The 11904-nt window shown below is 57.5% G+C and carries 12 protein-coding genes; 6 read left to right on the forward strand and 6 right to left on the reverse strand.

Features of this window, described 5'->3' with window-relative positions; all coding sequences use genetic code 11:
• Position 1: 1 nt before the first annotated feature.
• The 6 genes from C8D99_RS13585 to C8D99_RS13610 form a co-directional block, all read right to left on the reverse strand.
• On the reverse strand, positions 2-1585 hold the full coding sequence (locus tag C8D99_RS13585; protein WP_133959047.1) for an N-acetylmuramoyl-L-alanine amidase family protein: 1584 nt from the start codon (positions 1583-1585) through the stop codon (positions 2-4).
• Complete coding sequence (locus tag C8D99_RS13590; RefSeq protein WP_133959060.1) at positions 1566-2924, reverse strand: TldD/PmbA family protein; 1359 nt, start codon at positions 2922-2924, stop codon at positions 1566-1568. The genes C8D99_RS13585 and C8D99_RS13590 overlap by 20 nt, the downstream gene beginning before the upstream one ends.
• A complete protein-coding gene (ltaE, locus tag C8D99_RS13595) occupies positions 2924-3952 on the reverse strand; it encodes a low-specificity L-threonine aldolase (protein WP_133959048.1) in 1029 nt (342 codons plus the stop codon). Before ltaE ends, C8D99_RS13590 begins: the two co-directional genes overlap by 1 nt.
• A gap of 136 nt (positions 3953-4088) precedes the next feature.
• A complete protein-coding gene (locus C8D99_RS13600; RefSeq protein ID WP_133959049.1) occupies positions 4089-4916 on the reverse strand; it encodes a PHP domain-containing protein in 828 nt (275 codons plus the stop codon).
• Between the two features lie 9 nt (positions 4917-4925).
• Positions 4926-5441 (reverse strand): chemotaxis protein CheW, encoded by a 516-nt coding sequence (locus C8D99_RS13605; RefSeq protein WP_133959050.1) that lies wholly within the window; start codon positions 5439-5441, stop codon positions 4926-4928.
• A gap of 39 nt (positions 5442-5480) precedes the next feature.
• Entirely contained in the window at positions 5481-6002 is a 522-nt protein-coding gene (locus C8D99_RS13610; protein ID WP_133959051.1) for a YfcE family phosphodiesterase, read from the reverse strand.
• 145 nt (positions 6003-6147) lie between these two features.
• Between C8D99_RS13610 and C8D99_RS13615 the strand changes: the two genes are divergently transcribed.
• The 6 genes from C8D99_RS13615 to C8D99_RS13640 all read left to right on the forward strand — a co-directional run bounded on the left by C8D99_RS13615 (position 6148) and on the right by C8D99_RS13640 (position 11474).
• Positions 6148-6513, forward strand: coding sequence for a hypothetical protein (locus C8D99_RS13615; RefSeq protein ID WP_133959052.1), 366 nt, complete (start codon positions 6148-6150; stop codon positions 6511-6513).
• Positions 6514-6522: 9 nt separating this feature from the next.
• Positions 6523-7272: a hypothetical protein gene (locus C8D99_RS13620; RefSeq protein ID WP_133959053.1), complete on the forward strand. Its 750-nt coding sequence runs from the start codon at positions 6523-6525 to the stop codon at positions 7270-7272.
• A gap of 274 nt (positions 7273-7546) precedes the next feature.
• Entirely contained in the window at positions 7547-8431 is an 885-nt protein-coding gene (locus C8D99_RS13625) for a shikimate dehydrogenase (RefSeq protein ID WP_166670198.1), read from the forward strand.
• A 76-nt stretch (positions 8432-8507) separates the two neighbouring features.
• Positions 8508-8996 (forward strand): TRAP transporter small permease, encoded by a 489-nt coding sequence (locus tag C8D99_RS13630; protein WP_133959055.1) that lies wholly within the window; start codon positions 8508-8510, stop codon positions 8994-8996.
• A 2-nt stretch (positions 8997-8998) separates the two neighbouring features.
• Positions 8999-10288: a TRAP transporter large permease gene (locus C8D99_RS13635; protein WP_133959056.1), complete on the forward strand. Its 1290-nt coding sequence runs from the start codon at positions 8999-9001 to the stop codon at positions 10286-10288.
• Between the two features lie 166 nt (positions 10289-10454).
• Positions 10455-11474: a TRAP transporter substrate-binding protein gene (locus tag C8D99_RS13640; RefSeq protein ID WP_133959057.1), complete on the forward strand. Its 1020-nt coding sequence runs from the start codon at positions 10455-10457 to the stop codon at positions 11472-11474.
• Positions 11475-11904: the final 430 nt, after the last annotated feature.

The following is an 11904-nucleotide window of genomic DNA, read 5'->3' on the forward strand; positions in this document are numbered from 1 at the left end:
GTCAGTTGTTTGCAAGATACTGGGCAATCCCCCTGGCAAGGGAAGCTGCCATCGTATCCTGGTATTTTTTGTCGCCGAGCATCCGGGCCTCGGATTTTTCCGTGAGGAATCCTGTTTCGATGAGCACTGCCGGCATGGCGGCCCCCCGAAGGACGAAGAAAGGGGCCTGGGCAACCCGGCGCATCTTGATGCCTCCGTCTGAACCTTCTTTGAAGAGATATTCGGCAAAACCGGTGCTTTCGTTAATTTTCGCGTTCTGCTGCATATTCCCGAGGATGCTGAGCAGCATCCTGGTCTTTTTGTCCGCAGCCTGCGCAGACTCTCCGTTGCTGCCCTCGGCGATTTCCCTGTTTTCGATGAGGGCGAGCTGCATGGCATCCTTGTCGGTGGGAAGGGCCATAATGTAGATTTCCATTCCCGTGGCATGGCGCCCTGGAGGAAGGGCATTGGCATGAATGCTGACGAATACGTCGGCATTCCACTTGTTGGCCAGATCTGTCCTCTGCTGGAGGGTGAGATAGATATCCTTGTCCCTGGTGAGCCGGGCGTCAAATCCATCCTTTTTCAGTTTCTGGGCGAGAAGGATGGAAATGGAGAGGTTGACGTCCTTTTCACGGATGCCGTTGGCTACAGCACCGGGATCCTTTCCTCCATGGCCGGGATCGATGACGACTATTTTGGGGCCGGATTTCCGATTCGGGTCCCGGACCGGCGCCGGGTCTGCCGGCGGTTTGGCGGCGGGAGGCGTTTTCGAAGGCTGCGGGACTTTCACGGAAGCGGCAGCTCCGGTCCTGGCGAAGTCTATGACGATTCGCGGAGGGCCTTCCAGGGGAATGATCTCCTTCACGGGAAGGGCGGAAGAAAATTCAAGGACCACCCGGTCTCCGAAGTTGACCGAGGACACCCTCACTTCGCCGTGGGGAGAGGTGAGATCAGGCACTCCGGACTTTCCGAGGAGAAAGGAGACTTTCACCGAACCTCCGCTCTGCTGTATTTCCGGTGCATTCGGGCCTTCGTAGTCCAGGACCGCCCTGATCTTGTCGTCGTCACTGCCCCACCGTAGAGCGGAGAGCACGGGGCTCCCGGCGGGGGATGGTTGGGAGGCGGGAATCTGGACTGCCGGCGCCTGGGGTTTGGGGGTGGAAGGAGAAGGAATTCCCGCCCGGGGTGAACCCTCCCAGCGAAGATTTCCCTGTTTTCCCGAACGGGCAAGAAGTCCATTGAAGAGTTTAAGGGCTGAACGGCTTTCGACGAGCCATTCCTTCCCGTCCTGGACTGTGGAAGCAGCCAGGGGAACAAGCTCGGCATCAAGCCATGCCGCCGCCGCGCCGGCAACGAGCTGGAGCTTGCTCCGGTCCGCGGTTACAATGAGCGTATCCCCCTTTTCGGAGGTCTCCAGACCGAGCACCCCGGCCATATCCCTGGCGGAAACCATAATATTGGGACCTCTTTTTTCCGATCCCACTTGTCCTGCCCTTGAGGCACCGGAGTAAAGGTCCATCACGTCGGCTCCCGCTGCGGGGAAAACGGTCAGGACGAGAAGGGCGAGAAAAGCCGCCGCGAAGCTAAGAACCCGCTGCCGCAACGTCCCGCACCACCAGGGAACAGGCCCCGGTACTCCCGTAAAACTGAAAATCGTTGCCGACGAGGTCAATTGTGTTCAGGATATCCTTGAGGTTTCCGGCAATGGTCATACCTGAAACTGCACCTCCCAGTACGCCTCCCGAAATCGAAGCGCCCTTGATTCCGAGGGAAAACTCCCCGCTTACGGGATTGATGGTATGGAGCCCCAGAAACTCGGCGACAAAAATGCCGCTTCCCACCTGGAGGAGAAGGTCCTCCGGCGTCCACTGTCCCGGAAGAAGGGACAGATTGGAGCAGTCCACGTCCGGAGTGCCGGAGATGGAACGGCTCGCGTTTCCCGTGGACGGCACGCCGTCGAGAAGGGCGTACTTGAGATTATAAAGCCATGCTGAGACAACTCCATCCGAAAGAAGGCGGGTCGTTGTGCACGGAACCCCTTCCCCGTCGAAGGGAGAGGACCCCATGCCCCGCCGGAGGAGTCCGTCGTCCACCAGGGAAAGGGCGGGCGAGGCGACTTTTTTTCCCAGTTTTCCCCTGAGGAAGGACTTGTTCTTGTGAATGCTGGACGCAAGGAAGAGTTCCCCGAGAACGTCGACCAGGGAAGCCGCCGCTTCTCCGTCGAGAACGAGGTCGTACCGTCCCGTGGGAAGGGGTTTTCCGCCGAGAACCAGGGCGGTGCGCCGTACTGCTTCGGCGGCCGTCTTCCGGGGATTCAGCCCGGAGAGAAAGCGGCTGTCGTCCCCGAACCCTCCCATTTCCATGAGTCCGCCCTCGGAGAGGACCACAGTTACGCCGCATCCCGCGCTGGTTCCGGAGTACCAGCCGGAGGCTCCCTCGGAGGACCTGTAGTGATGCTCCCCGCTTCCCTCGCCCCATGATGCGCTCCGTACGGATATCACTCTGGGGTCGGCATCCCTGGCGATTTCCCACATTTCCCTGCATACGGACATTCGGTATTCCGGGGTGACTTCCGGAAGCGACCTGTCGAAAAGATCCAGGTCGGGGAAGGGTCCGGCGACTCCCCGGGCAAGCCTGAGGTGGGGGTCCGGTTCGGAGGAAGAACAGTTGTTCAGGCTCCATTCCACCAGTTCCTCGAGGTGATGCCTGTCCAGAGAGTTCACATGGGCAACCCCCTGCCGCCCGTCCTTGTCCAGGGTTCTCAGCCCGATGCCGAGAGAGGCGCCCGATGTGTTTTTTTCCGGAACTCCGTCACGAAGAGAGAGCGAGCTGCCCTGTCCAAAGCTATAGACCACATCCGCTCCTGCGGCTCCTCTGGAGAGAGCTTCGCCGACCAGGAACGCGGAGGCCTCTTCAACGGCGTCTCGGGAGGGGACCTTCATCACGAAGCGGAAACCTCCTCCAGGATGATCTCCGCCGCCCTGGCAGCCTGATCCCGGGTCACGTCGATATGGGTTACGAGCCTGATCCGGCCTCCGGCGGCGCCGTTGAACAGGACACCCCTTGCGGCACAGCGTTCATGAAGGTCACGCCCCGCCTTTTCCGGAACATGGAAATACACCATGTTGGTGGGCATAGGATTCTTCTCCACTTCCAGACCTCCTGCGGTGAGCATGGAGGCGAGCATGGCCGCGTTCCCGTGGTCTTCGGCGAGACGGGCGACATTGTTTTCAAGGGCATAGAGCCCGGCGGCGGCGATGATGCCTGCCTGCCGGAGCCCTCCGCCGACCTTTTTCCTCCAGTGCCTGGCTCTGCCGATGAAGTCTGAGCTTCCGCAGAGCATGCTGCCGATGGGGGCGCAGAGCCCCTTGGAGAGGCAGAACTGGATGGAGTCCACCAGGGCGGTATATTCGCTAACGTCACATCCCCATGCCGCCGCCGCGTTAAAGATCCGGGCTCCGTCGATATGGACCGCGAGACCGTTGTTCCTGGCAGTGTCGGTGGTCTCCTTCATCTGGGCCGGTGAAAGGGCCAGCCCTCCGCACTTGTTGTGGGTATTTTCCACGCAGAGCAGCTTCGCGGGGGCGAAGTGAACATTGACGGGACGGCAGTTTCGCTCGATCTCGGAGGGAGGGATCAGGCCCGAGGAATCGTCGGCGGTGAGAGGGACCACTCCTCCAAGGGCGGCGAGGCCGCCTCCCTCGTAATAGTAGATGTGGCTGTTGATGCCGAGGATGGCTCCTTCGCCCCGCCCGCAGTGGGTGAGCACCGCCACCAGGTTGCCCATGGTGCCGGAGGGAAGGAACAGGGCATCTTCTTTGCCGGTCATGGCCGCCGCCTTTTCCTGAAGGCGGTTTACCGTGGGGTCTTCGCAGTAAACGTCATCCCCCACTTCTGCCTCGCACATGGCCTGGCGCATGGCTTTCGAGGGACGGGTAACGGTATCGCTCTTCAGATCTATGGGAAACATGGCAAATTCCTCCTAGAAATACGATGTGGGTTTGTTTCATCAGGATATGATAACATCAAAAAAGCGATTTCTGGAGGGCAATTCACTCCGGAAATCGCTTTTTCTCCTGCAAATTCCAAATCTTTTCGGCGGAATTCTACAAAGTGACGCCCAGGCGTGCCCAGGGGAGCAGGTCCTCAGGAACGGGGATACCTATGGCCGACGACAGGACGGCGCTTCCGTGATAGTCGCTTCCCGCCGTGGGGAAAAGCCCCAGCCCGGAAGCAATGGAGAGGTACTGGAAAATCTGTTCGGCAGTATGTTTTGCAGAAATGCATTCCAGGCCCCAGAGCCCCCATTCCTTCAGCTTTCCGGCGATAAGGCGGATTTCAGCGTAGCTCTCGGCAGTCTGGACCGGATGGGCCAAAACCGCTACTCCGCCTGCCTCGCGGATGAGGGAAATGCAGTCTTCCGGAGAAAGACGCTCCCGGTGGGCGTATGCGGGCCCGGAATTGCCGAGGTACCTGGAAAAGGCAGCCCCCACGTCCTGAACATATCCCTTCCTCACCATGACCTTTGCCATGTGAGGACGGGCCACCACATCTCCCGCTGCTTCCGCCTCCACCTCCTCAAGGGTGATGTCGAAGCCGAGCTTGCGGAGGTTCCGGCACATCTCCTCGTTTCTCCAGTCCCGGGCTTTCCGTACCGATTCCAGGGTCTCCGCGAGACGGGGATGGGTGTAATCAAACCTGTATCCGAGGATATGCATGGTGGAGGGATAATCGGCGGAAAGCTCCACTCCCGCTACGGCCCTGACGTTGAGGCGGGAACAGGCGGCCATAAAAGAAGGGAGCCCCGCCGTGGTGTCGTGGTCGGTGAGGCTCATTACCGAAATTCCCCTGTTTTTTCCCTGGGCGGCAAGCTGTTCCGGGGTCAGTGATCCGTCAGAGAAGGTGCTGTGGAGATGAAGGTCGATAAGGATCATCCAGGATCGTCAGCTTCCGGAGGCCTCTTCATCGAGAATGGAGTCGATCTCGAAGAGAACGGCGAGATCGAGAAGAACGATGAGGCGACCGTCCTCATGCTTGGCCACGCCGAGAATGTACTTCCGGTCCATGGACGTGTTGATCTGGGCTGCGGATTCTATCTGGGCGTCGTAAATGGTGCACACTTCGCGGACGGAATCGACGATGATGCCGAAGAGGATTTCGTTCCACGACACGACCACGATACGGGCCTCGTCGGTGAGCTCTTTCTGCACCATGCCGATTTTCAGTTCCATGTCGAAAACGGGGACGATGGACCCCCGGAGGTTTATGACCCCGCGGATGTATCCGGGAGAATTGGGAACCCTGGTGATGAAGGGAGGAACCCGAACGATCTCCCGGACGTAGTTCACGTCGAGGCCGAAGGCCTCGTCCCGGAGGGAGAACACCAGGGTGATATGCTCCCTTCCCCTGCTTTCCAGGTCTTTCTGCTGCAGATTGCCGTCGTTTTTCAGCGTTTGCATCCGTTTAACCTCCCGGTGTTTCTGAGTGAAAAGAGCCGATTAAATCCATGGTTCATGGTGCAGAGTCTCCCCGTTTTCAAGGACGAAGATCCGGATGCCGGAGCGGTCCAGAACGGCAGCGCTTGCCGGGTCCCGTCCCTTGGGAAGGGCAGCCGATCCGGGGTTGAGGAAGATGGTCCCCTCCTCCCGGACAATGGACGATACGTGAGTGTGTCCGTAAATCACAAGGTCCGCCCTGCAGCGGAGACCAAGCTCTCTCAGGGGCTGAAAGGGGGCCCCGTGCCCCGCCAGGATGAGCTTTGAATTCCACCAGGCGGTAGCGTATGGGGCCAGGACCGGCCAGCCGAGAAGAGCTTCGTCGCCTGGGCGGTCGCAGTTTCCCCGTGAGATTATAACAGGAAAGGGAGCGTTCCGAATCATCTCCTCCAGCCCGGTGGCGATTTCCCCAAGCACGTCTCCGCAGTGGAATACGCCATCTGCTTGCCCCCACTGAACGAGGGCGTTCCGCCAGGCTTCTTCATGACCGTGAGTGTCGGAAATGACGCCGAGTCTTCCGTTCATTCTCCTCCGGACCTCCCTTTTTGCTGTTCCCGGGAGGAAGACTGAGATACAATACTGGTACGAATCCCCGTGCTTTTGCCCTGTATTGTACCATTTCCCCTTTCGGGGAGGAAACGTATCCCATTGACTGAAAGGAAGCGACGGCATGAACGAACATGACCTTTTTGAAGAGATGAAAAAGCTTCTGGACTCTGAAGGACTCGTAACGGCGCGGCTTGTGGAATCCGTCACCAGGACATCCCAGTTGTCCTCCTCCACCGTTCCCGAAATCCAGGATCTTTTCCGTCAGTGGCTCTCCCTTGTCGCCCGGGAGGTCAAGCGCATGGCTGTGCCGGGAAAGGATTTTTCCCTTTCCGAGGCAGCCGGGACCATAGGCATTTCGCCGTCTTCCCTGCTCTCCCTTCTTCTTTTCCTTCAGAGAACGGGAGAGCTCTCCGTTGAATCGGTCCGTATAGGACCCGGAGCGGGAAAGAACGAGGACATATGCGACTGCCTCCGCTCAGAGGACTGACGGGCCTTAATGGCGACCGACATCGAGCTTCTCTCACGGAAGGCAGGACGGCAGGCGGCTCTCGCCGAAGCGGGGCTGGCAGATCTGCCGCCGGAGGCTGACCTGGCGGGAAAGATCGAATGGACCAGGCTGCGCCCCCTGCTCTCCGGCGAGGAAATTCGGGAGATGTGCGAAGAGGCTGTCAGGTGCGGCTATCGCTGCATCTGCCTCCCCCTTCCCTGGGCTTCCCATGCCGTCTCCCTTCTTGCTTCTACGCCAGTCAGGGTATCCACGGCCGTTGCCTTTCCTCTCGGAACCTGTATCCAGGAGACAAAAGTGCTGGAGACCATGTCCGCCCGATCGGTGATAAACGCGGACATCAATGTAGTCCTGCCGGTCTACAGGCTGGCGGCCGGAGACAAGGCCGGACTTCGTGCTGAAATGCAAAAAATCCGGGAGGCAGCCGAAGGAGCCGTCCTTTCTTTTTACGTGGAGACGCCGCTGCTGAACGAAGAGGAGATCATAACAGCCGTCCGGGCGGCGGAGATGGCCCGGGCTGACCGTGTCATCGGGGGAACGGGCGTTTTCGGTTTCCCGACCATAAAGGAAGTGGCCCTGCTACGGTGTGCAGCCCCGGACTGGATGGAAATAGGAGCGGCAGCGGAATCCACGGCGAAAGGTGCCAGGCTGCTTCCTTTTCTCGCCGCCGCAGGAGCCGGGAGCATCCTTGCGGAGAATCCACACCTTCTGCTGGGGTTTTCTGCTGAAGAAAAAGACTGACTTCCCGATCCCCCGTTCCCAAGCCCTCCGGCCCCCGGAAACCGGGACATCCGCACCGGCTCCGCCAGATTGATGCTTGACATGAAGCGACGGGTCTGATATGTATAGACAAAACCCGCTTAATGGTAAGGATTACCGCACAGCAGAAAAAATGGCCCCGGGCCGGAACTTTTTTCGAATCAGCGGATCGGACCCGGACCAGGAAGCGCCGCAGCAAAGGACAAGAAGGACCAGAAAATCCAAATCGGCCGAAGAAAAAAGGAGCGTGCCTTTCATGCTGAAAGAAAAGACCTTTTGGGCGGATACAGAGTTTTTCGGACTTCTAGGAAACCCCGTCAGAAAATCACTCTCTCCAGCCATGCATAACGCGAATTTCCAGGCCCTCGGAATGAATGCAGTCTACACCCCCTACGAGGTTACCGAAGCCACCGTCGGAACGGTCATTCCCGCACTGGAAGCCTTGCGGTTCAAGGGACTCAACGTCACCATGCCTCTGAAGCAAAAAATCATCGAATACCTTGACGAGCTTGACGAAATCGCATCCCTCTGCAACGCCGTAAACACGATCTACTGGAAGAACGGCAGACTGTGCGGATCGAACACGGACGGCGTGGGCTTTGTCAGGGGTCTGAAAGAGCAGGGTGGTTACGATCCGGCAGGCAAACAGTGCATCATTTTCGGCGCCGGCGGCGCTGCCCGTGGAGTGGCCTTCGCCCTCGCCGAAGCCGGCATCGGCAGCATAGCTCTCTGGAAAAGAGCATCAGGAGACGAAAAACTCGGAAAACTCGCCAGCGATCTCAATGCCTACCGTGCCGGCGTCTGCAGGATCCAGTCCACCGACCCCGCCGACATCGCCGGACTCCTGAAAGAAAACGAACTGGTAATCAACTCCACTCCCCTGGGCATGGCTCCGAATACGGACTCCACCCCCTTCGACACATCTCTTCTCGGAACGGAACACATGGTCTGCGATCTCGTGTATGTCCCCCACGACACTCTGCTGCTGCGGCAGGCGGAAGAAAGAGGCTCCCGCATCCTGTACGGGTACTGGATGACCATCTGGCAGGGAGTGGAAGCCTTCCGCAAATGGACCGGAGGGCAGGAACCCGACGTGGAAGTCATGACGAAAACAATGCTGGAGCACCTGGCGAATAAATGAAGAACCTGCGCATGCAGGAGAGGGAAAGACGCTCCTGCATGCGCAGGCCCTGGAAACCAGTCCGGAGGTGAAGGTATTGAAGATACTGAGATGGCTGGATGAACACTTCGAAGAGTATATCCTGAGCGGTCTGCTCGTTGTCATTGCCGTCGTCATGATGCTCCAGGTCATCATGCGCTATGTCTTCAACGCATCGCTGTCATGGGCGGAAGAGGCTTCCCGGTACGCTTTCGTATGGTCAGCCCTCGTGAGCATCGGATACACTATCAAGGAAAACAGCATTCTCAAGGTCGACACCCTTGTTGAAGCCCTGCCCGCCGGTTTGAAGCATCTCCTGATCACGCTGATCAACCTTTCTGTCACTCTTTTCTTCGGTTATCTTTTTATCAGCTCGATCCCGGCGGTCAAAAGAGTCGTTCTGACAGGACAGACCAGCCCTGCCCTGAAAATCCCCCTGGGTTGGATTTATTTTGCGGCCATCGCGGGCTTTTTCCTGGCAACGGTGAGGTCCATCCAGAAAACGGGACAGGACCTGGGCGTATCGATCCGGAAGAAGGGGGCCTGAAAATGGTTTTGACTCTGTTCCTTATCCTGCTCGGCGGTCTTGCCCTCGGAATCCCCATTGCGGTTGCCCTTGGATTTGCAACGATCTTTCCTGGCCTCACGACCCCCGGTTTTCCCGCTTCGCTGGCGTATGTCGTACGGAATATCGTAAGCGCCCTCGACAGCACGCCTATGCTGGCCATTCCTCTTTTCATCCTCTCAGGAAACATCATGACCAAGGGCAAGATTTCTGACAAACTCTTTAATTTCTTCGCCTTTTTTATAGGAAATTTCCCCGCGGGAATACCCATGACGGCCATCGTAACCTGCCTCTTTTACGGCGCGATTTCCGGGTCAGGCGTAGCCACTACAGCAGCTGTGGGCGGCATGGCAATACCCTTTTTGGTCTCTCTCGGGTATGACAAGGTTTACAGCGCCGCGCTGGTGGCCACGGCGGGCAGCCTCGGGGTCATCATCCCTCCGAGCATTCCCTTCGTCACCTACGGTGTTGTCACCGGGGTGTCCATCGGTAGTCTCTTTATTGCAGGCATCATCCCGGGGCTCGTCATCGGCCTGAGCCTTATGGGATACGCATTTTTCTACGCCAAGGTGCACGGCGAGGACAGACGAAAAATCGCCGAGAAAGTGAAAGCTCTCCGGTCGGGAGGAATTCTGGCTCTTTTCAAAGAGAGCTTCTGGGCGCTCCTTGCGCCTGTGATCATTCTCGGCGGGATCTACAGCGGTATCGTGACCCCTACCGAGGCTGCCGCCGTCTCCGTTTTTTACGCCCTCCTGGTGTGCCTTTTCATCTATAAAAGCCTGTCCTTCAGAGAACTGGGTGCTGTCCTGACGGACACCGTCAAATCCTATGCCCCCATCGTCGTACTGCTCTCCCTGGCAATTGTCTTCGGAAGGGTACTTGCCCTCCTCCAGGCTCCCGTTGCACTGCGGGATTTTATCCTGAGCTATTTCGCTGGGAACAAGTACATTTTTCTTCTTGGCCTCAATGCAATCCTCCTCGTTCTTGGAATGTTCATGGACGTGGGACCGGCAATTGCCATTCTCGCTCCCATGATGCTAGCTTCGGCCACAGCCCTCGGAATAAACCCCGTCCACCTGGGAGTCATCATGGTGGTCAACCTTGCCATCGGCATGGCGACTCCGCCGTTCGGAGTCGACCTGTTCGTCGCAGCACCGCTCATAAAGGAACAGGTCATGAAAGTCGGCATGAAGGCAATTCCGTTCATTCTGGCCTTTATCTTCGCTCTTTTCCTGATAACCTTCATTCCCCAGATGAGCCTGCTGTTCCTGTAATACCGGGAAGTGAGGCTGAAGTTTTTACATTCCTGGACGGAGCCATTTTCCTTCGTCCACAAGGGAGGTGAAAAAGACAAAAACTGGCCCAGCCTGCACAGGAAAAAGCTGTTCCGGCGATTTTGAAAAAGAACCGGGGAAAATCATGAAAAAGGAGGGGTATGTAATGAAGCAGGTCAGGTTGTTTTCTCTGTTTTTGGGAGTCGCTTTCGTTGCGTCGGTGATGTTCGGATTTGCAGGTCAGGTGGCGGCGCAGGAGTTCACGCTGCAGCTGGCGGGAGCCTATCCTTCCACCGGGGAAACCCCGAGGGCTCTGGCTACAGAAAAGATTAAGGAACTTATCGAGACGAAGTCCAACGGTAAGATCAAAGTGCAGATCTTCCTCGACAACCAGCTCGGCGGCGACCGGGAAATTCTCGAGGGATGCCAGCTGGGCGACATTGCCATGGTTTCCCAGACGACAGCTCCCCAGGTAGGATTTATTCCTGAACTCGCCATTTTTGACATCCCCATGCTGTACGAGAACCTGGACGTGGCGAGAAAAGCCCTTTCCGGTCCGTTCAGGGCAAAGCTCGAAGAGTGGTATGACAAAGCCGGTCTCAAGCTCCTCCTTTTCGAACCCATCTATTACCGCGAAACAACGACCAGCAGGCCCATTAATACCGTTGCCGATTTCGCCGGCCTCAAGATCCGCACCATGGAAAACGAATACCACATGGCCTTCTGGAAAGCTCTCGGGGCCAACCCGACTCCGCTGAGCTTCGCGGAACTGTATGTCGCCCTTCAGCAGGGAACAGTGGATGCCCAGGAAAACCCGTACGAAATCATCTGGTCCAGCAAATTTTACGAGGTCCAGAAATTTCTCATCAATACCCACCACATTGCGTTCATACTCAGCATCAACATCAATAAGGGCATCTACGAGGGCATGCCCGCTGAATACAAGGCTATAATCAACGAAAGCATGAAAGAAGCTGCAGATTATCTCTTCGACCTCGCAAAGGCAAAGAATGACGCCATGCTGACCTCCCTCAAGGGAACAGGCATGACCATCGTCGATCCTGATCCCGCTCTCCAGGCCGAACTCAAAAAAGCCGCGGCGGAAACGGAAAAGCTGATCCGCAAGAATGTCGGCGACGCAGTTGTAGAAGAACTTCTGAAGTCGGCCGAGGAGGCAAAGAAGTAGCGGTTCCTGCAATCGCACCGAAGAACAGCCCGGACTCGAAAGGGTCCGGGCTGTTCTTTTTTTTCGAAGCCGCAGGCCGCCCCGGAGAAGGCCGGAGAATCCTTCGGGGGGTAGGGGTCGATACGGAGATGCTTGCAGAAACGAGTGCTTTGACCGTGTTTCTGGGGTGTTTGCTTAGCAGCCGTTTTACTGAAACCACCCCTTTTGTTTTTCAGGAAGGATTGTCATCCCGAAGGCCGGGTTTATGGCCGATCGCGTCCCCGGAGGGGAGGGATCTCGGTTTTGAGAAATCCAGAACCAAGAGCAGATCCTCCCCCTCCGGGGATGCTAGGCGATCGCTCCGCTCAGGATGACAAACAAGGGCAAACCCAAGACCGGTGGTTTATGGCTTTGTCATTCCGTGCAAAGGAGGAATCTCGGGTTTGAGGGC

The organism is Aminivibrio pyruvatiphilus (assembly GCF_004366815.1).
Lineage (GTDB): Bacteria > Synergistota > Synergistia > Synergistales > Aminobacteriaceae > Aminivibrio > Aminivibrio pyruvatiphilus.

Coding starts and splice junctions, on each gene's coding strand:
- C8D99_RS13590 (WP_133959060.1), bottom strand. CDS start 2,924: ATGAAGGTCCCCTCCCGAGACGCCGTTGAAGAGGCCTCCGCGTTCCTG.
- ltaE (WP_133959048.1), bottom strand. CDS start 3,952: ATGTTTCCCATAGATCTGAAGAGCGATACCGTTACCCGTCCCTCGAAA.
- C8D99_RS13600 (WP_133959049.1), bottom strand. CDS start 4,916: ATGATCCTTATCGACCTTCATCTCCACAGCACCTTCTCTGACGGATCA.
- C8D99_RS13605 (WP_133959050.1), bottom strand. CDS start 5,441: ATGCAAACGCTGAAAAACGACGGCAATCTGCAGCAGAAAGACCTGGAA.
- C8D99_RS13610 (WP_133959051.1), bottom strand. CDS start 6,002: ATGAACGGAAGACTCGGCGTCATTTCCGACACTCACGGTCATGAAGAA.
- C8D99_RS13615 (WP_133959052.1), top strand. CDS start 6,148: ATGAACGAACATGACCTTTTTGAAGAGATGAAAAAGCTTCTGGACTCT.
- C8D99_RS13620 (WP_133959053.1), top strand. CDS start 6,523: ATGGCGACCGACATCGAGCTTCTCTCACGGAAGGCAGGACGGCAGGCG.
- C8D99_RS13625 (WP_166670198.1), top strand. CDS start 7,547: ATGCTGAAAGAAAAGACCTTTTGGGCGGATACAGAGTTTTTCGGACTT.
- C8D99_RS13635 (WP_133959056.1), top strand. CDS start 8,999: ATGGTTTTGACTCTGTTCCTTATCCTGCTCGGCGGTCTTGCCCTCGGA.
- C8D99_RS13640 (WP_133959057.1), top strand. CDS start 10,455: ATGAAGCAGGTCAGGTTGTTTTCTCTGTTTTTGGGAGTCGCTTTCGTT.